General features: G+C 63.8%; 26 protein-coding genes. 19 read left to right on the forward strand and 7 right to left on the reverse strand.

Annotated features, from left to right (window positions below):
* Positions 1-60: 60 nt before the first annotated feature.
* From LDB29_RS06075 to LDB29_RS06110, 8 genes are all read left to right on the forward strand, one after another.
* Entirely contained in the window at positions 61-1206 is a 1146-nt protein-coding gene (locus LDB29_RS06075) for a sulfotransferase (protein ID WP_235600731.1), read from the forward strand.
* A complete protein-coding gene (locus tag LDB29_RS06080) occupies positions 1193-2371 on the forward strand; it encodes a hypothetical protein (RefSeq protein WP_235600732.1) in 1179 nt (392 codons plus the stop codon). The genes LDB29_RS06075 and LDB29_RS06080 overlap by 14 nt, the downstream gene beginning before the upstream one ends.
* 112 nt (positions 2372-2483) lie before the next feature.
* Entirely contained in the window at positions 2484-3197 is a 714-nt protein-coding gene (locus tag LDB29_RS06085; RefSeq protein ID WP_257556577.1) for an SDR family NAD(P)-dependent oxidoreductase, read from the forward strand.
* A gap of 55 nt (positions 3198-3252) precedes the next feature.
* On the forward strand, positions 3253-4749 hold the full coding sequence (istA, locus tag LDB29_RS06090; RefSeq protein WP_082430708.1) for an IS21 family transposase: 1497 nt from the start codon (positions 3253-3255) through the stop codon (positions 4747-4749).
* The gene (gene istB / locus LDB29_RS06095) at positions 4746-5513 is read left to right on the forward strand and encodes an IS21-like element helper ATPase IstB (RefSeq protein WP_257556579.1); all 768 of its coding nucleotides are present in this window, start codon (positions 4746-4748) and stop codon (positions 5511-5513) included. The genes istA and istB overlap by 4 nt, the downstream gene beginning before the upstream one ends.
* A gap of 321 nt (positions 5514-5834) precedes the next feature.
* Positions 5835-7250, forward strand: a complete 1416-nt coding sequence (locus LDB29_RS06100) for a hypothetical protein (protein ID WP_044662196.1) — start codon at positions 5835-5837, stop codon at positions 7248-7250.
* An 8-nt stretch (positions 7251-7258) separates the two neighbouring features.
* A complete protein-coding gene (locus LDB29_RS06105; RefSeq protein WP_044662197.1) occupies positions 7259-8716 on the forward strand; it encodes an acyl-CoA reductase in 1458 nt (485 codons plus the stop codon).
* Positions 8717-8730: 14 nt separating this feature from the next.
* Entirely contained in the window at positions 8731-10443 is a 1713-nt protein-coding gene (locus tag LDB29_RS06110) for an amidohydrolase family protein (RefSeq protein ID WP_044663144.1), read from the forward strand.
* On the opposite strand, the gene LDB29_RS06115 is transcribed toward LDB29_RS06110, so the two are convergent.
* From LDB29_RS06115 to LDB29_RS06125, 3 genes are read right to left on the reverse strand one after another with little or no spacing between them, the layout of a single operon-like run.
* Positions 10444-11523: an aldo/keto reductase gene (locus LDB29_RS06115; RefSeq protein WP_044662198.1), complete on the reverse strand. Its 1080-nt coding sequence runs from the start codon at positions 11521-11523 to the stop codon at positions 10444-10446. It lies immediately after the preceding gene.
* Positions 11520-12932: an acyl-CoA reductase gene (locus LDB29_RS06120; protein ID WP_044662199.1), complete on the reverse strand. Its 1413-nt coding sequence runs from the start codon at positions 12930-12932 to the stop codon at positions 11520-11522. The genes LDB29_RS06115 and LDB29_RS06120 overlap by 4 nt, the downstream gene beginning before the upstream one ends.
* A gap of 16 nt (positions 12933-12948) precedes the next feature.
* Entirely contained in the window at positions 12949-14325 is a 1377-nt protein-coding gene (locus LDB29_RS06125; protein ID WP_044662200.1) for a hypothetical protein, read from the reverse strand.
* 219 nt (positions 14326-14544) lie between these two features.
* Here LDB29_RS06125 and LDB29_RS06130 point away from each other — a divergent pair, with 219 nt between their 5' ends.
* From LDB29_RS06130 to LDB29_RS06150, 5 genes are read left to right on the forward strand one after another with little or no spacing between them, the layout of a single operon-like run.
* Positions 14545-14919 carry a limonene-1,2-epoxide hydrolase family protein gene (locus LDB29_RS06130; protein WP_044662201.1) on the forward strand — a complete coding sequence of 125 codons (375 nt, stop codon included), beginning with the start codon at positions 14545-14547 and terminating at the stop codon, positions 14917-14919.
* A gap of 12 nt (positions 14920-14931) precedes the next feature.
* On the forward strand, positions 14932-15954 hold the full coding sequence (locus LDB29_RS06135; protein WP_044662202.1) for an LLM class flavin-dependent oxidoreductase: 1023 nt from the start codon (positions 14932-14934) through the stop codon (positions 15952-15954).
* Complete coding sequence (locus LDB29_RS06140; RefSeq protein WP_044662203.1) at positions 15947-17005, forward strand: hypothetical protein; 1059 nt, start codon at positions 15947-15949, stop codon at positions 17003-17005. The genes LDB29_RS06135 and LDB29_RS06140 overlap by 8 nt, the downstream gene beginning before the upstream one ends.
* Before the next feature lie 52 nt (positions 17006-17057).
* Positions 17058-17864: an SDR family NAD(P)-dependent oxidoreductase gene (locus LDB29_RS06145; protein ID WP_044662204.1), complete on the forward strand. Its 807-nt coding sequence runs from the start codon at positions 17058-17060 to the stop codon at positions 17862-17864.
* Positions 17865-17907: 43 nt separating this feature from the next.
* Complete coding sequence (locus LDB29_RS06150; RefSeq protein WP_044662205.1) at positions 17908-18345, forward strand: nuclear transport factor 2 family protein; 438 nt, start codon at positions 17908-17910, stop codon at positions 18343-18345.
* A gap of 5 nt (positions 18346-18350) precedes the next feature.
* Here the strand turns inward: LDB29_RS06150 and LDB29_RS06155 are convergent, their stop codons facing one another.
* Genes LDB29_RS06155 through LDB29_RS06165 form a run of 3 tightly spaced genes read right to left on the reverse strand, consistent with a single transcriptional unit; the run spans position 18351 to position 19903 of the window.
* The gene (locus LDB29_RS06155) at positions 18351-18608 is read right to left on the reverse strand and encodes a cytochrome C oxidase subunit IV family protein (protein ID WP_017183047.1); all 258 of its coding nucleotides are present in this window, start codon (positions 18606-18608) and stop codon (positions 18351-18353) included.
* A gap of 12 nt (positions 18609-18620) precedes the next feature.
* The gene (locus tag LDB29_RS06160; protein ID WP_044662206.1) at positions 18621-19202 is read right to left on the reverse strand and encodes a cytochrome c oxidase subunit 3; all 582 of its coding nucleotides are present in this window, start codon (positions 19200-19202) and stop codon (positions 18621-18623) included.
* Positions 19202-19903 carry a hypothetical protein gene (locus LDB29_RS06165; RefSeq protein ID WP_044662207.1) on the reverse strand — a complete coding sequence of 234 codons (702 nt, stop codon included), beginning with the start codon at positions 19901-19903 and terminating at the stop codon, positions 19202-19204. Before LDB29_RS06165 ends, LDB29_RS06160 begins: the two co-directional genes overlap by 1 nt.
* 165 nt (positions 19904-20068) lie before the next feature.
* On the opposite strand from LDB29_RS06165, the gene LDB29_RS06170 reads away from it, so the two are divergent.
* The 4 genes from LDB29_RS06170 (at position 20069) to LDB29_RS06185 (ending at position 23571) form a co-directional block, all read left to right on the forward strand.
* Positions 20069-20461: a nuclear transport factor 2 family protein gene (locus tag LDB29_RS06170; RefSeq protein ID WP_044662208.1), complete on the forward strand. Its 393-nt coding sequence runs from the start codon at positions 20069-20071 to the stop codon at positions 20459-20461.
* Positions 20458-21831, forward strand: coding sequence for a phosphotransferase (locus tag LDB29_RS06175; RefSeq protein ID WP_044662209.1), 1374 nt, complete (start codon positions 20458-20460; stop codon positions 21829-21831). Before LDB29_RS06170 ends, LDB29_RS06175 begins: the two co-directional genes overlap by 4 nt.
* Positions 21832-21911: 80 nt before the next feature.
* Entirely contained in the window at positions 21912-22754 is an 843-nt protein-coding gene (locus tag LDB29_RS06180) for a dehydrogenase/reductase SDR family member 1 (RefSeq protein ID WP_044662210.1), read from the forward strand.
* 34 nt (positions 22755-22788) lie between these two features.
* Positions 22789-23571, forward strand: a complete 783-nt coding sequence (locus LDB29_RS06185; RefSeq protein ID WP_044662211.1) for a hypothetical protein — start codon at positions 22789-22791, stop codon at positions 23569-23571.
* 4 nt (positions 23572-23575) lie between these two features.
* Here LDB29_RS06185 and LDB29_RS06190 read toward each other — a convergent pair whose 3' ends face one another.
* Positions 23576-24208 (reverse strand): glutathione S-transferase family protein, encoded by a 633-nt coding sequence (locus LDB29_RS06190; protein WP_044662212.1) that lies wholly within the window; start codon positions 24206-24208, stop codon positions 23576-23578.
* A 159-nt stretch (positions 24209-24367) separates the two neighbouring features.
* Between LDB29_RS06190 and LDB29_RS06195 the strand changes: the two genes are divergently transcribed.
* Together LDB29_RS06195 and LDB29_RS06200 are read left to right on the forward strand one after the other, a co-directional pair.
* The gene (locus tag LDB29_RS06195; RefSeq protein ID WP_235600735.1) at positions 24368-25180 is read left to right on the forward strand and encodes an SDR family NAD(P)-dependent oxidoreductase; all 813 of its coding nucleotides are present in this window, start codon (positions 24368-24370) and stop codon (positions 25178-25180) included.
* Positions 25181-25196: 16 nt separating this feature from the next.
* Positions 25197-25577 (forward strand): VOC family protein, encoded by a 381-nt coding sequence (locus tag LDB29_RS06200; protein ID WP_044662214.1) that lies wholly within the window; start codon positions 25197-25199, stop codon positions 25575-25577.
* Positions 25578-25621: the final 44 nt, after the last annotated feature.

Here is a 25621-nt window from a genome sequence, read left to right on the forward strand (position 1 = left end):
GTATCCGGACCAGTCATCCTGCCCAAAATGGTCGTCAGACCGGTTTGAGAGAGGATGGCAATGACATTTGGATTTCCGGACGCGGACGCACTGTTGGCGCAGTATCCGCTGCCCCATTATTTACGCGATAATGTGCGGCCGGGGCTGGAACAACTGCTTGCCTCGATGGCGGAAGACCGGGCACTTAACGCCAATGGCCATGCGCGTGCGCTGCATATCATTGCCGATGACTTGTCCCGGCTGAAGGCTATCGCCGACGACCGAGCCCGCTATCCTGACATTGCCGATGTCGAAATCAGGCAGCCGCTTTTCATCCTCGGCCTCCCCCGGTGCGGCACCAGTTTCCTGCACGCCCTGATGGAAGGCGACCCGCAGATCCGCACGCCGCTGATGTGGGAAGTGGCCGAACCATCGCCCCCTCCCGAAGCGGCAACCGCCGACACGGACCCGCGCATCTCCCGGTTCGACGAACATTTGCGCGCGCAACTGGGCGGTGATGCCGACGAATTGCTCAAAGCCCATCCGCTCGGCGCCAAAATCCCGCAGGAATGCGGATCGTTCATGACGACCTCCTTTCAGAGCAGCAATCCGTGCATGTTCCAGCATCTCCCGCGCTTCTACGACTGGTTCAAGGGCATCGACGCGACCTTTCGCTACGAGGTCCACAAGATGTGGCTTCAGCATCTGGGTTGGCGGCATCCCGGCAGGCATTGGGTGCTCAAGATTCAGGAGCATATGTATAAGCTCCCCGCGCTGCGTAGCGTCTATCCCGATGCGATCTTCATTCAGCCCCATCGCGACCCGACCACCGTCATCGCCTCCATCTCCCAACTGATCAGCGTCATTCGTGGGCCGTCCTACGACCAGCTCGATCTGCATGCGCTGGGCGCCGAGTTCCTGCAACTCTGGTGGGATGGGGTGAAGTGCTGCATGGATTATCGCAAGGCGCATCCGGACCTGCCGATTTACGATATGCGTTACAAGGATCTGGTCGCGGACCCGGTCTCGACGATCCGGGCCGCCTATGATCATTTCGGCTGGGATTTCACGCCGGAGTCGGAAAAGGGCATTCTGGACTGGCTGCGGGAGAATCCGGCGGGCAAGCATGGGTCGCGCAGCTACACGCTGGCCGATTATGGCCTGACAGCCGAACAGGTGAGCGACAGGTTCGCCGAATATATCGAGACCTACCATGCCTATCTCTGAAACGTCCCAGTGGCGCGCCTGGCTGGAGCGGATGGCGGGGGCGGAAGGCATGCTGGACAGGCTGGCCGATCCCGATGATCCACAGGCCCGGGCCGAGGCGCACCGCCTGTTGTTCGCTATCCTCGCCACCGGTTATCAGACGGCCTTCGCCGACCCCGATCATCCCGATTTCGTGCCGTCGGTCAGCAGCGTCCTCAACACCGTCGGGGTCAATCCCGATTTCATCTATGGCGCGGCGCGGATCGACGGCAGCGGCATCTACAGGCTGTCGGGCACGCGGGGGGACGGGGTTTTCGTGTTCCTTGATCTGGTCGCGGGCGGTCTGGGACCGATGGAGGATCTCGGGCCTTCGGTGGGCGTGATCGATCTGGATGCCTGCACATTGGGACCGGACGGCGCGTTCGACATCCTGTTGGGCGGGGAGCGGCCGGAGGATCATGCGGGTGACTGGTTTCCGCTAGACCCGCGCGCGCTCACGATCGGCCTGCGCCATGCCTATTATGACTGGGGCGTGGGGCGCGATCTACGCATCGCGATCGAGCGGGTCGACCGGCGCGTGGGCGGCGGTCTGGTGCCCGCAGCCGAGATCGTCCATCGGCTCGATCGCCTGTCAGCGTTCGTCGAACGCTATGCCGCATTTGCCTTGGGTTATGGCCAGCGGCAGCGGGCGCAGGGCTTCGTCAACAGGCTGGAATATGATGACTGGGCCGGTCGCGGCGGCGTGGCCGGGCAGCATTATTATCAGGGCATCTTCCGGCTGAAGCCGGGGGAGGCGATGATCATCGACACGGCGGTGCCCGATCAGGTGCGTTACTGGAACGTCCAGCTCAACGATCCGCTGTGGAACACGATCGACTGGATGAACCATCAGAGCAGCCTCAACGCGGCGCAGGCGCGTCTGGACGGCGACGGCCGCTTCCGCGCCGTCATCGCACTGGACGATCCGGGCGTGCCCAACTGGCTTGATCCGGCCGGACGCAACGAAGGATCGCTGATGCTGCGCTGGACCGGCGCGAGTTCCGGGCCGGAGCCGACGCTCAGGATCGTGCCGGCTGCGGAACTCCGTTCGCATCTTCCCGCCGACACGCTGCTGGTCACGCCGGAGCAGCGGGATGAGATGATCCGTAACCGTCGGCGCGGCGCGCAATGGCGACGGCGCTGGTGAGGGGATCAACCCCATCCGGGGAAAGGTTGGCCACGCCGTAATCACCCTTATGGCAGGCATCAGCGTGGCATTCTAACCCCGCCGACGGCCCGTTTTGGAAGAGGATATGCGGATGGACTTTGCAGGCAAGGTCGTACTGGTCACCGGCGCCGGGTCGGGCCTGGGCCGCGCGGCGAGCCTCGCCTTCGCGCGGGAAGGCGCGGCACTGTGCCTTGTCGGGCGCAGCCGAGCCAAGCTGGAAGAGACCGGGCGGTTGATCCGCGACGCGGGTGGCCGGTGTGTCGAGCTGGCTTGCGATCTTGGCGAGCCGCGTGGCTGTAGGGAGGTTATCGAAGGGGCGATGACGGCATTCGGCCGGCTGGACGTGCTGTGCAATATCGCCGCCGATGTCATGTTTCACCGATTGGCGGACATCAAGGAGGAGGAATGGCACCGGACCATTGCCTCCAACCTGTCCGGCCCCTTCTTTCTCATGCAGGCGGCCATGCCGCACCTGATCGAGAGCAGCGGGAATATCATCTGCGTGGCCTCCACCGCCGGTTTCATGGGGCAGGCCTATCTGGCGCCATATACCGCCTCCAAATTCGGACTGGTCGGTTTGACGTTGTCGCTCGCGATGGAGATGATGGACAGTCCCGTGCGGATCAACATCCTCTCGCCCGGCCCGATGCGGACGGAAATGACACAGGGCATGTCCTTCCCCGATTTCGCCGATCCCCGGCTCCTCGCGCGCTACACCGGCATGCGGCCGCCCTGTCTGCCTGAGAACGGCGGTGCAAAATTAGACCACGGTGGCGGCGGCGAAGTGCTGCTGCGGGCGGCGTAAAAGTCGTCCACTTTGCCTTCTTTGCGCGAGCAGGGAGGGCGTGGAGATATATACCGTGGATCTTTACCTGAAGGTGCGTCTTGCTTGCGCGGGCGGCATGAGCCAGCGTGAGGCGGCGAAGCATTTCAACGTATCGCGCGACACGGTCCGCAAGATGCTGTCGTATTCGGAGCCCCCCGGTTACCGCCGGACGGCGGCGGTGCGGCGGCCCAAGCTGGAAGCGTTCGTTCCGATCATCGATGCATGGCTTGATGGTGACCGTCAGGTTCCGCGCAAGCAGCGTCATACGGCGAAGCGGGTATTTGACCGCCTTCGCGAAGAGCACGGTTTCACCGGCGGCTACACGATCATCAAGGATTACATCCGACAGCGCGAGCAGCGCAGCCGGGAGATGTTCGTGCCGCTGGCGCATGCGCCCGGCCATGCCCAGGCAGATTTTGGTGAGGCCATGGTCGAGATCGGCGGTGTTGTGCAGAAGGCGCATTTCTTCGTGCTCGATCTACCGCACAGCGACGCCTGCTACGTGCGCGCCTATCCCGCTGCCGTTGCCGAGGCATGGATGGACGGCCACGTGCACGCCTTCGCGTTTTTCGGCGCGGTGCCGCTGTCGATCGTCTACGATAACGACCGCTGCCTGGTCTCGAAGATCCTGCCCGACGGCACGAGGCAGCGCGCCCGGCTGTTCAGCGGCTTCCTGTCGCATTACCTGATCCGCGATCGTTACGGCCGTCCCGGCAGGGGGAACGACAAAGGCAGTGTTGAAGGGCTGGTCGGTTATGCTCGCCGCAACTTCATGGTGCCGATCCCCCGGTTCGCGACGTGGGAGGCGTTCAACCTGTGGCTCGAGGAGCAATGCCGCAAGCGTCAGAACGACCGGCTGCGGGGCGAGAGCGAGACGATCGGCGAGAGGCTGAAGCGCGATCTGGCGGCGATGCAGGAACTGCCGGCTGCCCCGTTCGAGGCTTGTGACCAGACCAGCGGCCAGGTCTCGTCGCAGGCGCTGGTGCGTTACCGGACCAATGATTACTCGGTGCCGGTGCGCTTCGGCCATCAGGAGGTATGGATCCGGGGCTATGTCGGCGAGGTGGTGATCGGCTGCCGGGGCGAGGTCATTGCCCGTCATGTGCGCAGCTACGAGCGCGAGGACGTGATCTTCGATCCCATCCATTACCTTCCCCTGATCGAACAGAAGATCAATGCGCTCGATCAGGCAGCGCCCCTGCAAGGCTGGCACCTGCCCGAAGCGTTTGCAACGCTGCGCCGCCTCATGGAAGCTCGTATGGGCAAGCATGGTCGGCGCGAGTATGTGCAGGTGCTGCGTCTGCTGGAGAGCTTCACGCTTGCCGATCTGCATGCGGCCGTAAAGCAGGCTCTCGATATCGGGGCGATCGGCTTTGATGCCGTGAAGCATCTCCTGCTGTGCCGGGTGGAGCGCCGACCACCCCGATTGGACATGGCGATCTATCCCTATCTGCCCAGAGCCAGGGTGGAGACGACATCGGCGCGCTCCTACATGCAGTTGCTCTCGGGCGATGCGAAGGATGCGGCATGAGCAGTCCGTCCCCCGAGCTGTTACTGGCCAGCCACCTCAAGACGCTCAAGCTACCAACCTTCCTGCGCGAGCATGACAAGCTGGCCCGGCGAGGCGCGGCCGAGGGCGCAGATCACGTCCGCTACCTTGCCCGGCTTGTCGAACTGGAGCTGATCGACCGGGAACGCCGGATGGTCGAGCGCCGGATCAAGGCTGCGAAGTTCCCGGCCGCCAAGAGCCTCGACAGCTTCGACTTTGCCGCGATCCCCAAGCTCAACAAGATGCAGGTGCTGGAACTGGCACGCTGCGACTGGATCAACCGCCGCGAGAACGTCATAGCCCTTGGTCCCTCGGGAACCGGCAAGACCCATGTGGCGATCGGCCTCGGCCTTGCCGCCTGCCAGAAGGGCCTGACGGTCGGCTTCACCACCGCGTCCGCGCTGGTCAGCGCGATGATGGAGGCACGCGACGAACGCCGCCTTCTGCGCCTCCACAAGCAAATGGCCGGATACAAGCTCCTCATCATCGATGAACTGGGGTTCGTGCCGCTCTCGAAAACCGGCGCGGAACTGCTGTTCGAGCTGATCTCGCAGCGTTACGAGCGCGGCTCGACGCTGATCACCAGCAACTTGCCGTTCGACGAGTGGACCGAAACGTTCGGCTCCGAGCGCCTGACAGGCGCGCTCCTCGACCGGCTTACCCACCACGTCTCCATACTCGAGATGAACGGAGAGAGCTATCGTCTGGCCCAAAGCCAGGCGCGCAAGGCACGCTCCAACCCCTGACAGAAAAGACCATCCGTGTGTTGGCGACCCCCACTCGGGCTACGCCCTCGCGGCGCTCGCCAGCACACGGATCACCCGGCCTGATTTTGCGCCGCCCAATGGCCGACTTTTACTCCGCCGTTGACACCCGCGAATTTCGCGAAGAGCGTGGCGCATTGCGCTGAACCAGTTCTGCGTTGGATCGCCGATCCGATATGATGTGAAGCATCGCGCTTCATGTCCGCCTGACGATGTTTGGGCGTTCCGGCTGTAGGCATCGGCATTGCGGCGAACGCCTCGCCCCCGCCACAATCCGTCCCATCAAGAAGGACGGATTTTCTTATGAGCAGCTATCTCGATCGACTGATCGCCGATCCCACCAGTTTTCACGATGCGCCCTATGCGCAAGCCTTCACGCTCAGTCGCGAGGAGATCGACCGGCTGCATCTGGACGGCGCTCGCAAGCGCTTTGCCGAATTGCGGCCCGGCCTGTCAGTGCTGGACAAGCTAGCGCGTGAGCAGGGCATCGACGCGATCGAAACGATCGACGATCTGGCGCCGCTTCTGTTTCCGCACACCGTCTACAAATCCTATCCGATCAGCTATCTGGAACGGAGCCGTTTCGACAAGCTGACCAAATGGCTCGCGGGCCTGACGACCAGCGACATTTCCCACGTCGATGCCAGCGGTATCGAGACGATCGACGACTGGATCGACCTGCTCGACGCGCAAACCGACTTGACCGTACAGCATACGTCCGGCACCACCGGCAAGCTGAGCTTCGTCCCTCGCACCAAGAAACAGTGGCGTGAAACCATCGTCCATTCGGGGGTCATCATCCGCGACTGGTGGCCGGACCGGGGTCCGGACATCGTGAAGGACGGGATGCCGATCATCATTCCGGGCTATCGCTACGGCGCTGCCGCGATGCAGCGCGGCAACGGCATCCAGGTCGATCTCTATGCCAAGGGTGAGGAAAATACCCTGTTCCTCTATCCCGACGCCCGGTTCAGTGCAGACATCGCCTCGCTGGGCGGCCGCCTGCGCGCGGCGGAGGCGCGGGGCGAGGCCGGCATGATCGACATTCCGCCGGTCCTGCTGGAACGGCGGGAGGCGCTGCTGGAACTGGAGCGCCGCCGGCCCGACGACCTCAAGCATTTCTTCAGCGAGGCGCAGCGGCGCTTCGGTGGACGCGACGTCTATGTGACGGCGATGTGGGCCATCCTCTACGACTGGGCGGAGGAGGGGCTGAAACGCGGTCTCAAGAACGTCTTCGGCAAGGGCAGCGTGTTGCTGACCGGCGGCGGCAAGAAGGGCAAGGAACTGCCCGACGACTGGCGCGAGCGCGTGATCGAATTTCTGGGTTTCGATACCATCTATGAAATGTACGCCACATCCGAACAGATGGGTCTGTCGATGATGTGCGAGCATGGCCATTATCACATCCCGCCGATCCAGATCCCGTTCCTGCTCGACCCAGCGACCGGCAAGCCCTTGCCGCGCAAGGACGGCCTGACCGGCCGCTTCGCCTCGTTCGACCTGATGCCAAACACCTATTGGGCCGGGCTGGTGACGGGGGATGAGATCACGCTGGCGGGCTGGGAAAAGCCCTGCGCCTGCGGCCGCACCGGGCCACACGTCATTCCGCCGGTACGCCGCTACAGCGAGAAGGAAGGCGGCGATGACCGCATCGTCTGCGCTGGTGCTCCCGAAGCGCACGACCGCGCTCTCGAATTTCTTGCCGAACTGTCGATGTGAGTAGAGCCATGACTGATCCATTCCGCGTGCCCCTGATCATCCGGGGCCAGATTATCGACGATGCCGACATCGACTATGGCGGCCGCCGGGGCGGTGTCAGCTTTTCGGCGCCCGACATCGCCAAGCATGTCGCGCGATTGCCGTTGCGCACGCCTTCAGCCATGGCCGATCTCTATGCACTGAGCTTCGAGGAGATACTCGATTTCCTCGTTGCTTTGGGACAGCGGCTCGATTTCGGTCAGAACCGGCATTTGCAGGAGGCGTTTCGCCTGTCCTGCCTGACCTCCGGTCTGTCGGAGAGCATATTGCGTGTCCATTTCCAACATATCGGCGCGGCTTTCGATCGGACCGAAATGCGGCGGATGATGGAACGCTCCTGCGGCGTCGACTATCTGGAAGGCTGGGTGGATCAGGGGGCTGGCAGATTTCCGGGTCTGACCGCCCGCACGCGCGCCTTCGGTGCGCGGACCGTGCACGTCATTGCCGGCAATGCGCCGATCGTGTCAATCCTGACGGTGATCCGCAATGCGCTGACCCGGTCCGACGCGATCATCAAGCTGCCGTCCAACGATCCGCTGACGGCCGCCGCGCTGGTGCGCACCATGGTCGAGATGGACCCCGACCATCCGCTGTCGAAACATGTCTCCGTCGCCTATTGGAAAGGCGGCGACGATCAGGTGGAGTCGGCAATCTACGATCCGCGCGGCGTCGAGAAGATCGTTGCCTGGGGCGGGTTCGATTCGGTCAAGCATATCACGCGCTATCTGCAACCGGGCATCGACCTCATCACCCAGGACCCCAAGCTGTCGGGGACGATCATCGGTCGCGAAGCCTTCGCCGACGAGGAGACGCTGGAGCAGGTGGCGCGCCGTCTGGCGCTCGATATCGGCGCGCAAAATCAGGAAGGCTGCGTGTCCGCACGCGTCATCTATGTCGAATGCGGCACGGACGAAGCCGGGCTGGAGCGTGCCAATCGGCTGGGGCAGATGACCTTCGACGCTCTCCAGCGCCTGCCCGATCATCTGAGCACGCCGCACAAGGCGTTTGACGGTGCGCTCAAGGCCGAGATCGACGGCATCCGCCTCAACGACGAGGATTATCGCATCTTCGGCGGCCGCACCAACGAAGGCGCGGTGATCGTGAGCCAGGAAGAATATCCGGTCGATTTTTCGCGCACGCTCGCCTGCCGGGTGGGCAATATCGTGCCCATCGACAGCCGGGAAACGGCCGTCAGCGCGGTCAACGCCTATACCCAGACGATCGGCATCTTTCCCGAAAGTCTCAAGGACGAGCTGCGCGACCGCCTCGCCTTTCAGGGCGCGCAGCGGATCGTATCGCTGGGCGGGGCTGCGACGATGCAGCATAATATGGAAAGGCAGGACGCGATCGAGCCGGTCCGCCGCATGGTGAAGTGGGTCACGGAAGAACAGGCATCGGGCGAGATGCTGGCTGCGCTGGCAGGCTGAGGAGAGCCATGGACATGATAGAAGCTGATCTGGTGATCCGGGGCGGTACGATCGTCGACGGGCAGGGCGGCGATCCGTTCGAGGCGGACATCGCCATCGTTGATGGAGGTATCGCGAAGATCGGCGCTGACGTCGGGCAGGGGCGAGAGGAGATCGACGCCCGCGACCTCCTCGTCACGCCCGGCTTCGTCGATGTTCATACCCATTATGACGGACAGGTCACATGGTCGGACAGTCTGGTGCCGTCCACCGACCATGGTGTCACCACCGTCGTTATCGGCAATTGCGGTGTCGGCTTCGCGCCGTGCCGGCCGGAGGATCGCGAGGCGCTGGTCAATGTCATGGAGGGGGTGGAGGACATTCCCGAAGCAGTGATGGCCAAGGGCCTGCCCTGGAACTGGGAGAGCTTCCCAGACTATCTGAAATCACTGGAAGCGCGCGCATGGGACGCCGATGTCGGCGCCTATATTCCCCATTCGCCCCTGCGGGTCTATGCGATGGGCCAGCGCGGACTGGACCGTGAGCCGGCGACCGCAGCGGATGTCGCGCGGATGGCGCAACTGGTGGCGGAGGGAATGGCGGCCGGCGCGCTTGGTTTCGCCACATCCCGTTCGCTGGTACACCGGCGCGGTGACGGCGCGTTCATCCCGTCCTTTCAAGCGGACAGCGACGAACTGGTGGCGATCGCCCGATCGGTGGGTGATGCGGGGCGCGGCGTGCTGCAGATGATCCCCAATCTCGATACCGCCGACTGGGCCAGCGATCTCGACCTCATGAAGCGCATGACCAGCGCGTCGGGGCGCCCGCTGACCTATTCGCTCGCCCAATGGTCGACCGATCCGCAGGGTTGGCGGCGCACCATGGATGCGCTCGCCGAACATAATCGCAGCGGTGCGGCGCCAGTGCTGGCGCAGGTGTTCCCCCGGCCGATGGGCGCAATGTGCGGCCTGTCGACATCGGCCAACGCGTTCAGCCATTGTGCGAGCTATCGCGCGATCGCGGACCGGCCGTTGGCGGAAAAGGTCGCCATCATGCGCGATCCCGCCTTTCGCGAGCGACTGATCGCGGAGGAGCCGGACGAGACGCCGACGCCGCTGCATCGCTTGTTGCGGACCTGGGACAATATCTATCGGCTCGGAGCCGAGCCCGATTATGAACCGTCACCAGACCAGAGCATCGCCGCGCTGGCCGGACAGCGGGGCGTCAGCCCGGTCGAACTAGTCTATGATCTGATGCTGGAGCAGGATGGGCAGGCGCTGATCCTGATGCCCTTTTCCAACTATGCGGAAAAGTCGCTAAACCCTGCCCTGGCCATGATGCGCGATCCCTACAGCATCGTGGGACTGGGCGACGGTGGCGCGCATTATGGCATCATCTGCGATGCCAGCTATCCGACGACGATGCTGGCCTACTGGACCCGCGATCGGGCTGGCGAGCAACTAACGATCCCGGCGGCGGTCAAGGCTCTGAGCGCGGACAATGCTGATTTTCTGGGGCTGCGGGACCGGGGGCGGCTGAAACCGGGGCTGAAGGCCGACATCAACCTGATCGATCATGGTGCGCTGCGCCTGCATGCCCCCCATGTCGTGCATGACCTGCCCGGCGGCGGGCGTCGCCTGGCGCAGCTCGCCACCGGCTATCGCGCCACGATGGTCAGCGGCGTGATAACCCGGAGGGACGGCGCCGACACCGGCGCGCGTCCCGGAAGGCTGATCCGCGCCGCCTGATCAGGCGCGCGGCCGGATATTCGTGCCGCCCGTCAGTCCATGGCGAATGAAGGGTGAGGCAAGGAAATCATGCGGAAAGCCGAGCGGCGTGCGGCTCACCGCATCCAGCCGTTCCAGTTGCGCTGGCTCCAGCGTGACGCCAAGCGCGGCGACATTATCTGTATATTGCCGCATCGTCCGTGCGCCCAGCAGCGGCGATATGACCGCCGGATTGGCCAGGGTCCAGGCGATCGCCACTTGCGCCGAAGTGACGCCCATCTCGTCGGCGACGGCCTTCACCGCATCCGCGATGGCCACCACGCGCGCATCGACGCGGCCCCCTGCTTCGAGCAGGAAGCCACGGCCGCCCGTTTCGCCCGCATGCGCGCTGCCGCCCGTCGCATATTTGCCCGACAACATGCCGCTCGCCAGCGGCGACCAGGGCATGACGCCGATACCCAGCGCCTTGGCGGCGGGGATAAGGTCACGCTCGGCCGTGCGCTCCACCAGATTATATTCGGATTGCAAAGCCACCAACTGGCTCCAGCCACGCAATTCTGCCATGGTCTGCAACCGGGCCATTTGCCAGGCAGGGGTGTCCGACAGGCCAAGATAGAGGATTTTGCCCTGCCTCACCAAGTCGTCGAACGCGCGCAAAATCTCGTCCGCAGGCGTCATATCGTCCCAGACATGGAGGAAGAACAGGTCGATCCGGTCCGTCTTCAGTCGCTTGAGGCTCGTTTCCACCGTCTGCACCATGTTGCGGCGGCTGTTGCCAGCGGCATTGGGATCGCCGACTGAGCGGGTCAGCGAATATTTGGTGGAAAGAACCAGCCGTTCGCGCTTCGCCTCCGCGAACTTGCCCGTCAATATCTCCGACGCGCCATCGGCATAATAGCCAGCCGTGTCGATGAAGTTGCCGCCCTGATCGACATAGCTGTCGAAGATCCGGCGGGATTCCTGCTCGCCCGCGCCCCATTCCTCGCCAAAGGTCATGGTTCCCAGCGCCAGCGGAGAAACGCGTAGGCCCGAGCGGCCGAGCAGGCGATAGCTGTCGAGCGACAGCGCCTGAATAGTCGTCTGTGTCATGATCTGGTTCAATCTTTCGCTGCTTCGGTGACGACCCAGTGCATCATCTTGTGCACTGGCCATCCCCCATCGTGCGGCAGGCCGCCGAATTTTCCGGTGTTGATGTTGCCGAGACCGACGATGCGCTGGGCGCCCGCCGAAGAAAGCCCATCGCGCACCTCGGCAATGCGGGAGGGGGGATAGACGCCGACCGACTGGGTCGCGACGGTGACATACTGGATCGCGTCCGCAAGCCGATCGACGGTGACGACATTGACGAGCTTGCCGCCCGGATTGAACGACACCGGTTCGCTGGAGCGGATGACCATGCCCCGGCCGTCGGGACGTCCGAACAGGCGGTAGATGGGTTCCAGATTGCCCAGCATGTCCAGTTCCTCAATCAGCATGGCGGGTGGCAGCGGGCCGTCGGGCCCCGCGCCGTAGCGGATGTCCCGGCCCATCGCCTCCACCAGCGCTTCGCAATAGCGGTCGACCTGATCGTCCGATCCCTCGATGAACTGGAAGCGTGCGCAGCTGCACGCATCCTGGTTGAAGGCGATGATGTCGGCCGCGCTTCTCTCGCCGATGGTCTCGAGGGGGACGCCCTCAAAGGCTTCGCGACCGATCAGCGAGATGGACACCTTTGGATCGAAGGACATGATCTCGAAGCCCGGCGCGGCATATTGCATGGCATGGCGCACCGCCGCCTCGCCGCCCCAGACGGCGAGCTTGTCGAAATATTGCGAGCGCAGGATGTGATTTTCGATGCTGGCATCGCCGCCGCGCCAGTAAGCGGCGGAAAAGGACCGCGTCACCGGATGGTTGGGGCCGACATCCGCCATCGTCCGCAGCAGGGCGGTCGCCGTAAACATGTCGTTGGACGGCATTTTCAGCAGGTGGACGCCCTTGCTGATCGCCCCTCGGACGATCGTGACCGGCGGCACGATCGGGGCGTTGCCGGCGAGAACATGCACCATGCGCGGCGGGAAGGCGCGGATGTCGAAGGCCGTGCCCTGAATGTCGCGTCGCGCCCATCCATCCAGCAGGTCAAGCGATCCCAGCGACTGTTCGGCCTCCGCCTCGACCGCGTCGCGGGTGAAGAACCAGGCGATGTCGCGGTAGCAATTCTCAAGGATGCGCGCCCCCAGGCTGTTACAGCGCAGATTATAGGCCGCGGCCTCCTGAAGATGGATATTCCGGTCAAAATCGAGCGCCTTGCCGACCTCGACGAGGAAATCCACGATCTCCGCAAGCGGCGTGTCGAAGGCAGGACCGGGCTGGCTGCGTGGCCAGATCAGCGAGTCCAGATCGATCGACGGGGTCATGACCGTCGAGCCGCTGGCCCGCGAACGATGCTCCACGGCGGCGTCGAGTTGAACCACGCCCTTTATCACATGGGGAACGAGCAGCCGATCATTATCAGCGATAATTTCATGCAGCATGTCTGCCTCCTGTCGTTCAGGCCGCGACCGGCTGGGGCGCGGTGATCGATCCGCGCACGTAGGAATCGATCGATCCGGCGCAGCTGAGCTTGTCCTCGCCCTCCTCCAGATCGGCGTAGCGTGCGATGGCATGGACGACCGGCGTCTTCACGCCTTCCAGGCCGGAGCCGAATTCCACCTGCACCTTGTCGCCGGAGATGATGCCGCCCCACCGGCCGTCCGCCAATATGTCGAAGAATGCCATGCGGCCTTCCACCCGGCCCGTATCCTTGGTCGTGCCCAGCAGCGTTTCGCCAGGCTTGTCGAGGATGAGGGGGATGATCCATGGCGGCACCGCATAGGATTCGGTCGGCTGGATCTTGGCGCAGAAGCCGCTCATTTCGACCATGGCATAGGAACTGGTGATGCGGTCCGGCGTGACGCCGAAAAAGCCCATAATCTGTTCCTTATAGTCGGCTGGGACCGCTGCCCCCTTGGTGCCTCCGCCAAAGCTCATCAGCGTGTCGGGATGGAAATCGCCATCCTTGATCCCGCGCGCGCGCAGGGCCTGCACGATCTGCCAGGCGACGCCATACATGACGCCGATATAGAGCGGGCGATCCCGGCGGCTGACAAGCAGGTCCATCCATGCGTCGAACTCGCCCGCCCGCGCCTGCTGGCGGGCCTCGACCTCCGCCTCGTAGGCGGCGATCTCACCGGGACCGACCTTGCCGGCCGCCAGCAGGCGGCGCAGCTGCGCGGGACGCATGGCGTCGAAGGCGCGCATCGGATAGTCGCTCAGGCGATGAAATTCGCCGGGCGCTGCCCAGCGCGGGAAATGGACGTTGCAGAAGTCGATCATCTTGTGGGTGCCGCGCGGCGGCATCATGGTGAAGACCGAGCGGCCATGATCGGGGACATAGGCCGGTGTCGACAGGTCGGCCGCTGCCAGACAAGCGGCGAGTGACAGGTCGCGGTCCTGCGTCGACTGGTTGAGGAAAGAGGATTTGCCCAACGTCCCGCTCGACGCGAAGACATGGTGGCCCGCCGCCCTGGCGCGATCCAGCCATTCGTCGATGTCGCGCACATCCGCAACGTCGATATTGTCGGTGGCATGGCTGCTCAGCGTACCGAGCCATATGTTCATATGCTTCCACTGGCCATTGTCGACGAACGCTTCAGGATAGCTCTTATAATTGGTGTGGGCGAACAGGAGCGGGACGAGATCGGCCAGGCTGTCGATGCTGTCGATACCGGCTTCCTTCGCCCGCTTGTCGAGCACCCTGATCTGCTGGCGGCGCTCCGCAAAGCGCTCCCGCGCCGCTTCCAGTTGCAGTTCGGCCAGATTGTCCGGGGCATTCCGGAACGGATCCGGTGATCGGGCAAGGGTGATCAGTTCGTCGACGGCGCTCATCAATGAAAACTCCTCTCAGCTTTGCCGCGGAGTATAGGCAACGCCCGATATTTGGCCGCTCGATTCGCTGTTATGGGGAGGACATACTATTCTCAGCATGACCTTTCCGCCCGATGGCGTGCCGATCCCTCCATCAAAATCCAATGGCTATCTTTCGGCAGGGTAGAAGGCGGCCGCCCCGCGCCATGATGCCGGCGCAACACAGGAGCAGGGGGTGACATGCCCGGTCCACTGGACGAAGCATTGGCGTTTTTTCGGGAAAGCAGCGGCTCGCGCGACGACATGCTGTCCGCCATGGAGCGCCGGTTTACGGCGGATACCCGTTGGGAAAATGTCGGCGTGGCGACGACTGTCGGGATCGATCAGGCGCGGCAGTTCGTCGAGGGCTTTCTGGGCCGGATTCCTTTCGAACGCTGCGCGGTCGTCGTCCATCATGCGGCGGCCGCCGGCAATGTGGTCCTGACCGAGCGCAGCGATATTTTCTACGGACCGGACGGGCAGGAAATGCTTTCGCTGCGGCTGATGGGCGCGCTGGAAATGGACGGCCCCCATATCGTCGCCTGGCGCGACTATTTCGACACAAGCGGCTTTTAGAGGGGGATGGGGATGACCGATCGCAAGGCTGTCTGGGCGCAGATCGTCCCGATGCCGGGCGCCGATCTGTCGGCGCTGGCGCAGAGCTACGAAGCGGCGGGCGTGGAAGGGGTGTGGGCGCCCCAGATTTTCGGCGCGCCCTTTACGACGCTGGCCGCCGTCGCGCCGGCCACGCAGCGCATCAAGCTGGGGACCGGCATCGCGCTGGCGTTCGTGCGCAGTCCGCTGGAAACCGCTTGCAGCGCCATCGACCTGGACCTCATTAGCAACGGCCGGGTGGTGCTGGGGCTGGGATCCAGCGCGCAGAGCCAGATCGAGGGATCGTTCGGCAGCGCCTATGGCAAGCCGCTCGCCCATATGCGCGAGATCGTGGGCATGATCCGCGCCATCGTCGCACGCGGGCATACGGGCGAACTCACCGAACTGGCGGGCGACTATCATCGTCTCGACCTTTCGCACTTCCGCCTGCTGCACAAGCCGGTGCGCAGCGACATTCCCATCGTCCTGCCGGCGGTGTTTCAGAAGGCCTGCGCGCAGGCGGCGGAAATTGCCGACGGGCTGCTCGGGCACCCGCTGTGGAACGATGCCTGGATCGAGCGGGAAGTGGCAGCCCAGATCAAGGCCGGGCTGGATCGGGCCGGGCGGGCGCGCAAGGGCTTCTCGCTCAATATTTCGATATTCACGGCGATTTCCGACGACAGGCGCGAGGCGATTGAGGATTGCCGAGGGACCGTGGCCTATTACAGCCAGTCACCCCAATATCTGCGCTATTTCGAGGAAATCGGTTTCGGCCGCGAGGCATCGGCGATCCAGGCCGCCTTCGCGCAGGGCGACATGGCGGGTATGGCGGCGGCCTGCTCCGACGAAATGGTGGAAAGCATCGCCGTGGTTGGAACGGTTGATGAGGTGCGCAGCCGGGTCGCGCGGCGCGCCGCCCTGGCCGACGCGATTACGCCGGTGATCCCCCATTATGGCCTGTCGCCCGAAAAAAGCGCGATCTACACGCAGCGCATCGCGGAGGCATTTTATGGCTGATCCCGCCGCTGTCGCGGCCATGGCGGGGGACGGGCTCTACAACCGCCATTCGGGTCTGCAACAGGCCAATCTGCAATCCGCGCTTGCCCTGCTGGAGGCGGCGGCGCGGGCCATTGCGGACGGTTCTGTCGGTCCCGTCACCATTGTCGATTATGGCGCGTCGCAAGGACGCAATTCGATGGCGCCGATGGCGACAGCTATCGATCTGGTTCGCGCGCACGACGCGCGGAGGCCTGTGCAGGTCGTGCATACGGATCTGCCATCGAACGATTTCACCTCGCTGTTCGGCCTGTTGGACCGGGATCCGGCCAGCTATCTGAACGGCCGACAGGGCGTCTTTCCATCCGCGATCGGCCGATCCTATTTCGATGCGATATTGCCGCCCGGCAGCGTCGATCTGGGCTGGTCCTCCAACGCGCTGCACTGGATGAGCCGCAATCCGGTCGACGTCGCGGATCATGGCTGGGCGATTTTCAGTCGGTCCGCGCAGGCGCGTGCTGCCGTCGAGGCGGTGCTGGCGGAGGATTGGCTGGCCTTCCTGAAGGCGCGCGCTGTCGAATTGCGGCCGGGAGGACGCCTGATCTGTCAGTTCATGGGCAGGGGGCCCGACAGCCACGGCTTCGAATGGATGGCCGGAAATTTCTGGCAATCGATCGTCGACATGGAGGGTGAAGGACTGCTCAGCGCCGATGAGACGCTAAGGATGACGGCGCCCTCCGCGGGGCGTTCGCCCGATCAGATACAAGCGCCTTTCGATGCCGGCTTGGTGCCCGAACTGGAACTGGAGCATCTCGCCGCGATCCCGTCCCCTGATCCCTATTGGGATGCTTATCAGCGATCCGGCGATGCGGCCGAACTGGGGCGGCTGTGGGCAGCCATGATGGGTGCGGCCAACGGCCCCAACTTCCTGGCGCGGGTCGATGCGTCCCGTGATCGGGACGCACTGATGGCCAGTCTGGTGCAGCGGGTCGCGGCCCGTGTCGAGGCCGATCCCCAGCGCAGCCGTGCCTACCTACTGATCCTGTCCATCAGGAAGTATGATCTGCGCTGATACCAACGTGCAGCCGCCGCCGGTTATGAATTAAAAAGCGAGAGGAAGCAGAATGACCCGCCTTGCCAACAAGATTTGCATCATCACCGGCAGCGGGAGCGGCATCGGACGCGCCAGCGCGCTGATGTTCGCGCGGGAAGGCGCGACGGTGATCGTAGCGGATATTCGCGCCGAAGCTGCCGAGATGACCGCGCAGGCCGTCGTCGACGCCGGCGGGTCGGCGCGCGCGATGACCGTCGATGTTGGCGAGCAGGCCGATCTGGAACATATGATCGGCCAGACCGTCGCGGATTTCGGCCGCATCGACGTGCTGTTCAACAATGCGCTATACGTCAATCAGGACCACGCCATGCGCGACATGGATTTCCTGGCCTTCGATCCCGACATCTTCCTCGCCAATCTGAGAGTGAATGTATTGGGCGCCGTTCTGGCGAGCAAGCTCGCCATTCCGCACATGCTGGAGCGCGGCGCAGGGTCGATCATCTCCACCTCATCGGGCAGTTCCATGGGCGGGGATATCACAGCCTATAGCTATGGATCGTCCAAAGCTGCGCTCAACTGGTTCGTGCAGGCGATCGCCGCCACCTATGGCAAACGGGGCATCCGCAGCAATGCGATCCTACCCGGTCCGACGCAGACGCCGGCCAAGCTGCAATGGTCCACGCCCGAGATGGACCGGCTGTTTCTGGAGGTGCTCAACACGCCCTTCATCGGCGAACCCGAGGATATTGCCGCCATGGCGCTGTTCCTCGCGTCCGACGAATCCCGCTATGTCAACGGCATGTTGTATCCGGTCGATGGCGGTCAGAGCTGCACCGTGCCGTTCATCAGCGTCACGCGGGCCTTGTCCCCCGGATGAACGGCAAAATCAGGCAGGATGAAATCAGAAAAAGGAGAGGATGATGAGCGTGGAACTGGAACGGAAGGTGCGGGAATTTTGCGATGCCTGGGGCGACGGCCGCGATGCCAGCAGGCCCGATGTCGAAAAGATCCTGTCGATGATGGCGGAGGACGCCGAATGGCAGCTCTGGGTTCCCGGCGGTCCTGTCGTGAAGGGCAAGACGGCATTGCGCGCTGAGATCGAGCGGCAAATGGCCTTCGCCACGAACAACAAGTGCAATGAAGTGAACATCCTCTCCAACGACCGGATGGTGATGCAGGAGCGGTCGGATACCGCCATCATCATGGGACGGCCCTGTCCGCACCAAATGGTCGCCATCTATGAGTTTGACGACGCCGGGCTGATTTCGCGTTGGCGCGAATATCTCGATATGGCTGACCTCACGCGCAAGATGGGCATTGACGAGGCCGCGGCAGGCGGGACGGAAGTGCCGGTCTGATCGCGTCAGGTGCGGAACAGGGCGATAAGGACCAGGCAGGTCAGGATCGCCCAGCTCTGGAATCCCCAGAGCAGCCAGCGCGGCGCGTGCCGCAACTCCATGAACTCGCGGCCGACGAGCAGAACTTTCGTGAAGGCGATGACGAGGATCACGGAGCGAAGCAGAAAGGCATTGCCCAATGCCATCGTTTCGAATGACAGAAAGGTTGCGGCGATCAGCATCGCCCAGACCCATGTGATGCGGCTACGCCAGATCATGGCCATGAAACAGCTTTCCTAGAGCAGGTAGAGGAGGGCGAAGAGGATGATCCAGAGCAGGTCCACCAGATGCCAGAAGGCGCCGCTCCCCTCGATCAGGGCGACGCCCCCCTGCATCTGGCCGGCCCGGTCGAAGCGCGACAAGGTGAAGCACAGCACGCCCAGCCCGATCAGCACATGCACCAGATGGATGCCGGTAAACATATAATAATAGATCGAAAAACTGTTGCTGTTGAGCGTGAAGCCCTGCGCGATCTTGGCCGAATATTCGAACGCCTTGACGATGACGAAGCCGCTGCCGAGAAGGATCGCCCCCAGCAGCAACCGGCGCGCCCTGTCGTCGCCCCGGCGGACCGCCGCGACGGCCTGCGCGACGAACAGGCTGCTGGTCAGCAGCAGCAGCGTGTTGAGCAGGCCAAGGCGCCGGTCGAGCAGCGCCTGCGCGCTTTCGAACAGCGGCAGTTCCTGCTGCCGGGCGAGCGCATAGGTGACGAAGAAGACGGCAAAGACGATGAGGTCGCCGCCGATGAACACCCATACGCCTTCCTCGCCCGGCACATGGCCGCGCGGAGACGAGGCAACCGCTTGCGACGCCGCCATTATTCGCCACCCAGCGCGTCGCGCTTGATCGCGCCGAGCATGGCGACAATCATCAGGTTGAACCAGATGCCGAATACGACGGCGGGCAGCCAGAAAGCCAGGGCGCCGTTCCAGGCGAAAGGTCCGGTCTTGAACAGGCCGATCGCCAGTCCGGGCAGCAGCAGCACGCCGGTCCAGAGGTTCATATAGCCCAGCCAGCGCGGCAGGATGGGTTGCGCGCGGCGATCGCCCAGAATGACGAAGCCGGTCAGCAGATTCTGTACGAAGGCAGGTACGGCCGGCATGACGAACAGCAGAAAGGCGATATCGCTCAGCGTGCTGACGACGGCGTCCGGCCGGTCGAGCCGATAGGCGGCCGCCGTGAAGATCAACCCGGCGAAGAATAGGGTGACGAAGCCGAAGGCCACGACCATCACGAAAGCCCAGGTCAAGGGCGCAATCGGCCCTTCGATCTTCTTCATGAAGGTGGCGATCGCGGCGAGGAAGGGGAAAAACAGCACGGAAGAAGAGGCGATCAGGATGGCGCCCGCCAATATGCCGGTCTGGTGGCTGCGATAATAGGCTGCGACCTCTGCTGCGGGCATGGACGGGTCGAGCGGCGGGAACATGTGCGCGACCGGCCATATGCCAACGAACATCATCGTCCCGGCTATTGCGCCCATATAGGTGCATAGCTTCATCATCATGCTCTTGGTCGTCATGCGCTCTCCCCCTCCACTTTCTTGTACGAGCGAAGATTGTGGAGCGATCGCGCGAGGGCCACCCGCCCATGGATAGGGTTCCTGACGGCGGTTGCGCCTGCACAAGGGCAATAGTCCGCCACGACCGTCGGCGAATTCGGCGGCATAGAAGCATCGGAGAGGGTGATGAGCGATATCGAGGCGAACAAGGCAGTGGCCCGCCGCTATATGCGGGCCGTGGAAGAGGGCGATGTCGAGACGATCGAAGCGCTTCAGCATCCCGATTGCCAGTGGTGGATATTGGGTCATGGCGACATGAGCCGGGCCGACTTCATCGCCAGCGTGAAGGGCGGACTGCTGAGCGCGCAGAAGCGCACGGCCGAGGTGATCGCGATCACCGCCGAAGGGGATCGGGTGGCTGTGGAAGTCCGGGGCGAGATGGTCTTTCCGGACCGGGTCTATCGCAACGACTATCATAATCTGCTGATCATCCGGGACGGGCAGATCGTATCCGGCAAGGAATATATGGACACCCGCGCCGTGGCCGAAGCCTTTTCGGCGGGGGAGGGCGCGCAGTGACGAATGCCGCGCCGCTCAACAATTATGACGATGCCGGGGTCGGCCGAATCACCGCCTTTGTCGAGCAACTGACCGGCGGCAAGGTCGTCGGGCTTGAACGCCTCGTCCGCTGGCGCCCGTCCTGGTTCGTCGATATAGAAAGGGAAGGGACGGTCCGCCGCCTGCACCTGCGCGGCGACCGGGGCGGCGACGTATCGATCTTCCCCGACCTCAAGCGCGAGGCGGACGTTATCGCCGTGCTGCACGGCCAGGGGCTGCCGGTGCCGGAGATTTACGGCTATCTCTCCGATCCGCCCTGCATCGTGATGGAGGCGATCGAAGGGACGCGCGATTTCTCGGCGCTCAATGCCGCGACGAAAAGCGCCATCGGCCGCGTCTATATGGAGGCAGTCGCCGCGATGCATCGGTTGCCGGTCGAACCCTTCATGGCCGTCGGCGTGCACCGGCCCGAGGGCGCCGAGGCGATCGCGCTGGTCGGCCTCGACGCCTATATGCCGCATTATCGGCGGACGAAGAGCCGGCCCGAGCCGTTGCTGGAATTCGTCATCGGCTGGCTGCGCCGCAATGTACCGCGGCACCGCGATCGCGCCAGCTTCATCCAGTTCGATTCGGGCCAATATCTGGTCGATCAGGGGGCGATGACCAAGCTCTATGATTTCGAATTTTCGATGATCGGCGATCCACTGGTCGACATCGCCACCATGGGGATGCGCAACAGCTATGAGCCGCTGGGTGCGCCGCTACCGGAGCTGGTGCGCTATTATGAGGAAGCGACGGGCGAACCGGTCGATCATGACGCGGTGGTTTTCCATGTCCTGCAATTCTCACTGCTCGGCACGATGCAGTTCACAGGGACGGTCGGCAAGCCATGCCCCGGCGATCCGCATTCGGTCTATCTCATGTTCGATCTCGCGCTGCGCCGCTCCATCTTGCTGGCGCTGTCGCACCTGACCGGCGATGCGCTGCCCGAACTGTCGCCGCTGGAACAGCGCACGGGCGACAATGCGCCGCTTCTGGCCAAACTGGTCGATACGCTCGGGGCGTTGCCGGTGACGGGAGAGGCGGCGGAAACGCACAAGGCGCAGGTCGCCGAACTGATAGAATGGGTACGGCGCGCCGATGATCATGGGGCGGACATGGTGGCGCGCAACCTCGCCGATGTGTCCGCCCTGCTCGGCCGCCGCTTCGACCGCTGGGCCGACGCCGCCGAGGCGCTGGAAGCGTATATCCTCGAAGCGGGACCGGAGGAGGACGCCGCGCTCATCGCTCTGCTCGCGACCATCGAGGGTCGGCGGCTGCAACTGTTCGGACCGACCGCGCTGGGCGAGGCCGCCCGCCATGTCGTCCTACCGGCGACGCGCTTCGACTGAAGGGCAGTCGCCCCTCTGCCGTTGGACAGGTCAGGCCCTGTCCCTCGTGGCGATGTCAATATTAAGGATAGGAGCAGGATATGAGCGAAAAGATAGTACTGGTGACAGGCGCGACGCGCGGGCTGGGGCGCGGCATGGCGCGGGGCCTGGCTTCACGCGGTCATGTGGTGGCGATCACGGGACGCGATCAGGCGCAGCTTGCCGCGGTCGTGGAAGAAATCGAACAGTCGGGCGGCAAGGGCATCCCGCTGTTATGCGATCACCGGGATGATGATGCGGTCGAAAGAGCGTTCGCGCAACTGGCCGAGCGGACGGATGGCAGGCTGGACCTGCTCGTCAACAATGCCGCCGCCGTTTACGGGCTCGACCTAGTCGCGCCGGGCGGCTTCTGGGAAAAGCCGCTCAGGTTGGCGGACATGATCACCATCGGCCTGCGCTCCAGCTATGTCGCGGCCTATCATGCGGCGCCGTTGATGGTGACGGCGGGCAGGGGTCTGATCGCCAGCATTTCCTTCTATGGCGCGGTATCCTATTTCCACGGGCCGGCTTATGGCGCGGCCAAGGCGGGGACGGACAAGATGACCGCCGACATGGCTGTCGATCTTGCGCCGCACGGTGTATCCGTCGTGTCTCTCTGGCCGGGCTTCATCCTGACCGACGCCGTGAAGGCCATGCCGTCCGACATGATCCCCGAAGACCTGCGCGCCGCCATGCCCCACTGGGAAACGCCGGAATTTTCAGGCCTTGTCCTCGATCGCTTGGCGCAGGACCCGGACCTTGCCGCCCTTTCGGGCCAGGCGCTGATCGGCGCGGAACTGGGGGAGCGGTACGGCATCAGGGATACGGACGGGAAGCAGCCCCTGTCCTATCGGGCGACGATGGGGGCGCCGACGCCTTTCGCGCCGCCCGTCCGGCAGGGCTGAGAGAACAGAAATCAGGAGAGGGAAGGCAAAAGCGATGATCGATGCCGTGCTGATCGTGCTGACCAAAGCCGTTCCGGGCCGGGAGGCCGATATGGAGGATTGGTACAGCAACATCCATATTCGCGATGCGCTGCGTTTCCGGGGATCGGTCACCGCGCAGCGTTTCCGGCTTGCCGGGGAGCAACCCTGTCCGCCCGAAGGCTTCGACTGGCAATATCTCGCCCTCTACGACGTATTCGATCCGGTGCGCTTCAGTCGCGAGCATCTGGACAATGCGCTGACGTCGCGGATGCAGGTATCGGACGCCATCGATGACAGCCTGCTCTATGACTTTCATTATTATCCGCTGCTCTTTCAGGACAATGATCCGGACGTCGGGCATTCCGGCGGCGTCATCCTGGAGGAACTGAACCCGCCTGCGGACGGCGGCGACCATTTCAGACGATTCTATGCGGAAAGCTATTTTCGTGAAGCGGCCGTTCGACCCGGCGTCAAATCGGCTGCTTTCCTGACCTTTCGCACCTTTGGCCAGATGATCCCGATGACGCCCGACCATCGCTATGTCGCGATCTACAGGATCAACGATCCGGCGGCGGCCCTGGAAGCGTGGCGAGGCGCCGACACCCTGCTGGCGACCAGCGGCCTGCTCCAGCCTGATGGGATACGCATCACTCAATGGGATCGCGCGACACCCCGCCTCACCAAGGACGATGTTCAGCATCCGACCGCCGTCGGCCTGGCGGAGGAGGAGCGCGCCCGCGCGCATATGGGAGATCGGGTACGCACGGGCGGCGCGGAAAAGCTGGCTATGCGCTGATCCGTCAGGCGATCGGGGGATGGTCGACAATGTCGCGCATCCGGCAATAGGCCGGACGCGCCGTCATCCGCCCGACATAGGCGGCGATGTTCTTATGTCCTTCCACGTCGACGGACATGAACAATCGCGTGGTGGTGAAGGGAAAGGTCATCATGATGTCGGCCGCCGTGAACCGGTCGCCCGCCATATAGGGGGCATGCGTCAGCCGGTCGTCGACAAGTTTCAGCAGGCGCGCTGAATGAGCCCGACCTGCGACGCGGGAGGGATGATCCTGCGCGATGCCTGCCCGTTCGGCCATGATCTCCGTCACCAGCGCGGGCATCAGGGAGGATTCGGCGAAATGGAACCAGAAAAGATAGTCAGCATAGTCCGGGTCGCCGGGATTGGCGCGGAGCGCACCGTTCCCCTGCGTCGTGGCGAGATAGTCCATGACCGCCCCGCTTTCGGCGATGCGTTGTCCGTCGGCCTCGATCACTGGCGAAGAACCCAGCGGATGCAAAGCCTTGTAGGCCGGCTCCGCCGCGAGCGTTTCCAGCCGCGCAAAGAAGCGAATGTCGTAGGGACACTCCACTTCCTCCATCAGCCAGACCGCCCGTTCAGAGCGGGACCGGTCGAGTTGAAAGATGGTGACGCTCATGAAGGGCTCTCCGCTTGAGGAGCGTCATAGATGCGCGGCTTATCAATTCCGCCAAACCTATCTTTGTCTAGGTATCGCCGGGCGCCTGCCGTGGCAGCGTCCCGCTGCGGCGGAAGCCCGATGGTGCGGCGCCCATGACGGACAGGAGAGAAGATGCCCATGACGGATTTATCGGGACGGGTCGCTATCGTCACCGGATCGGGGGCCAATATCGGGGAGGCCTGCGCACGGGCCCTGGCAAAGGCCGGTGCGACGGTAATCCTGGCGGATATTGCGGCTGAACGGGCAGAAGCCGTCGCCCGGTCTATTCAGGCGTCGGGCGGGCGGGCGCAGGGGATGGCGCTCGACCTCGCGCAGGAGGACAGCATCACGGCGCTGGTCGCAGATGTGATGCGGCAGCATCAGCGCATCGACATCCTCCACAACAATGCGGCCGACACGCGGCTGGAGCAGATGGCCGCCGATGGCTCGCTTCTCGATCTCGACGCCGCGACCTGGGATCGCGCCTTTCATGTCAATGCGCGGGGCACGATGCTGATGATCAAGGCGGTCGCGCCGCACATGATTGCGGGCGGCGGCGGCTCAATCATCAACACCTCGACCGGGGTGGCGCTGACTGGCGACATCAACAATCCGTCCTATTCCGCGTCCAAGGCGGCCGTGAACGCGCTGACCCGCAATGCGGCGGTGCAGTTCGGCCGGTTCAACATCCGGGTCAACGCGGTCGCGCCGGGCCTCGTGCTCTCCCCGCTGGCCCGGGAGATGATGACCCCTGATCAGATCGCCATGATCCAGCGGCATGTCCTGCTCCCGCGCGAGAGCGTGCCGGAGGATATTGCCGGTGCGGTGCTGTTTCTGGCGTCGGATGGCGCGGCCTTCATAACCGGGCAGGTGATCGGCGTGGATGGCGGGATCGTTCATCACACGCCCTATGTCGCCGATATGCTGGAAGGCATGAGCCGGGCACAGTGAGCGGATAGAGGGCGCGATGGGCATCTTCACGCATGTCTGCCTTGGCAGCAACGACCTGGAAAGATCCGCCCGTTTCTACGATGCGGTGCTTGCGCCGCTGGGGATCGTCAATCTCGGTCCGTTTCTGGATCAGGGCGTCGGCTATGGACGACGGGTGCCCGAATTGCTGATCCTGCGCCCGCTTCAGGGCCCGGCGACATGCGGCAATGGTGCGACCTTGGGATTGAAGGCGCCGGATCGCCGCGCGGTCGATGATTTTCATCGCGCTGGTCTGGCTGCGGGCGGCGAGGATGCCGGGCCGCCGGGGCCCCGCGGCGCCGTGCCCCACGCCTATGGCGCCTATCTGCTGGACCCCGACGGCAACAAGATCTGCGCCTATTGTTTCGATCCGCCCTAGGCGGTTAGGTATCGCTGGTTGGCGCTCAGCGTTTGTCACGTGGA

The sequence above is a fragment of the Sphingobium sp. CFD-2 genome (assembly GCF_024611135.1).
GTDB lineage: Bacteria > Pseudomonadota > Alphaproteobacteria > Sphingomonadales > Sphingomonadaceae > Sphingobium > Sphingobium fuliginis.

Coding starts and splice junctions, on each gene's coding strand:
- LDB29_RS06075 (WP_235600731.1), top strand. CDS start 61: ATGACATTTGGATTTCCGGACGCGGACGCACTGTTGGCGCAGTATCCG.
- LDB29_RS06080 (WP_235600732.1), top strand. CDS start 1,193: ATGCCTATCTCTGAAACGTCCCAGTGGCGCGCCTGGCTGGAGCGGATG.
- LDB29_RS06085 (WP_257556577.1), top strand. CDS start 2,484: ATGGACTTTGCAGGCAAGGTCGTACTGGTCACCGGCGCCGGGTCGGGC.
- istB (WP_257556579.1), top strand. CDS start 4,746: ATGAGCAGTCCGTCCCCCGAGCTGTTACTGGCCAGCCACCTCAAGACG.
- LDB29_RS06100 (WP_044662196.1), top strand. CDS start 5,835: ATGAGCAGCTATCTCGATCGACTGATCGCCGATCCCACCAGTTTTCAC.
- LDB29_RS06105 (WP_044662197.1), top strand. CDS start 7,259: ATGACTGATCCATTCCGCGTGCCCCTGATCATCCGGGGCCAGATTATC.
- LDB29_RS06110 (WP_044663144.1), top strand. CDS start 8,731: ATGATAGAAGCTGATCTGGTGATCCGGGGCGGTACGATCGTCGACGGG.
- LDB29_RS06120 (WP_044662199.1), bottom strand. CDS start 12,932: ATGCTGCATGAAATTATCGCTGATAATGATCGGCTGCTCGTTCCCCAT.
- LDB29_RS06125 (WP_044662200.1), bottom strand. CDS start 14,325: ATGAGCGCCGTCGACGAACTGATCACCCTTGCCCGATCACCGGATCCG.
- LDB29_RS06130 (WP_044662201.1), top strand. CDS start 14,545: ATGCCCGGTCCACTGGACGAAGCATTGGCGTTTTTTCGGGAAAGCAGC.
- LDB29_RS06135 (WP_044662202.1), top strand. CDS start 14,932: ATGACCGATCGCAAGGCTGTCTGGGCGCAGATCGTCCCGATGCCGGGC.
- LDB29_RS06140 (WP_044662203.1), top strand. CDS start 15,947: ATGGCTGATCCCGCCGCTGTCGCGGCCATGGCGGGGGACGGGCTCTAC.
- LDB29_RS06145 (WP_044662204.1), top strand. CDS start 17,058: ATGACCCGCCTTGCCAACAAGATTTGCATCATCACCGGCAGCGGGAGC.
- LDB29_RS06150 (WP_044662205.1), top strand. CDS start 17,908: ATGAGCGTGGAACTGGAACGGAAGGTGCGGGAATTTTGCGATGCCTGG.
- LDB29_RS06155 (WP_017183047.1), bottom strand. CDS start 18,608: ATGGCCATGATCTGGCGTAGCCGCATCACATGGGTCTGGGCGATGCTG.
- LDB29_RS06160 (WP_044662206.1), bottom strand. CDS start 19,202: ATGGCGGCGTCGCAAGCGGTTGCCTCGTCTCCGCGCGGCCATGTGCCG.
- LDB29_RS06165 (WP_044662207.1), bottom strand. CDS start 19,903: ATGACGACCAAGAGCATGATGATGAAGCTATGCACCTATATGGGCGCA.
- LDB29_RS06170 (WP_044662208.1), top strand. CDS start 20,069: ATGAGCGATATCGAGGCGAACAAGGCAGTGGCCCGCCGCTATATGCGG.
- LDB29_RS06180 (WP_044662210.1), top strand. CDS start 21,912: ATGAGCGAAAAGATAGTACTGGTGACAGGCGCGACGCGCGGGCTGGGG.
- LDB29_RS06185 (WP_044662211.1), top strand. CDS start 22,789: ATGATCGATGCCGTGCTGATCGTGCTGACCAAAGCCGTTCCGGGCCGG.
- LDB29_RS06190 (WP_044662212.1), bottom strand. CDS start 24,208: ATGAGCGTCACCATCTTTCAACTCGACCGGTCCCGCTCTGAACGGGCG.
- LDB29_RS06195 (WP_235600735.1), top strand. CDS start 24,368: ATGACGGATTTATCGGGACGGGTCGCTATCGTCACCGGATCGGGGGCC.
- LDB29_RS06200 (WP_044662214.1), top strand. CDS start 25,197: ATGGGCATCTTCACGCATGTCTGCCTTGGCAGCAACGACCTGGAAAGA.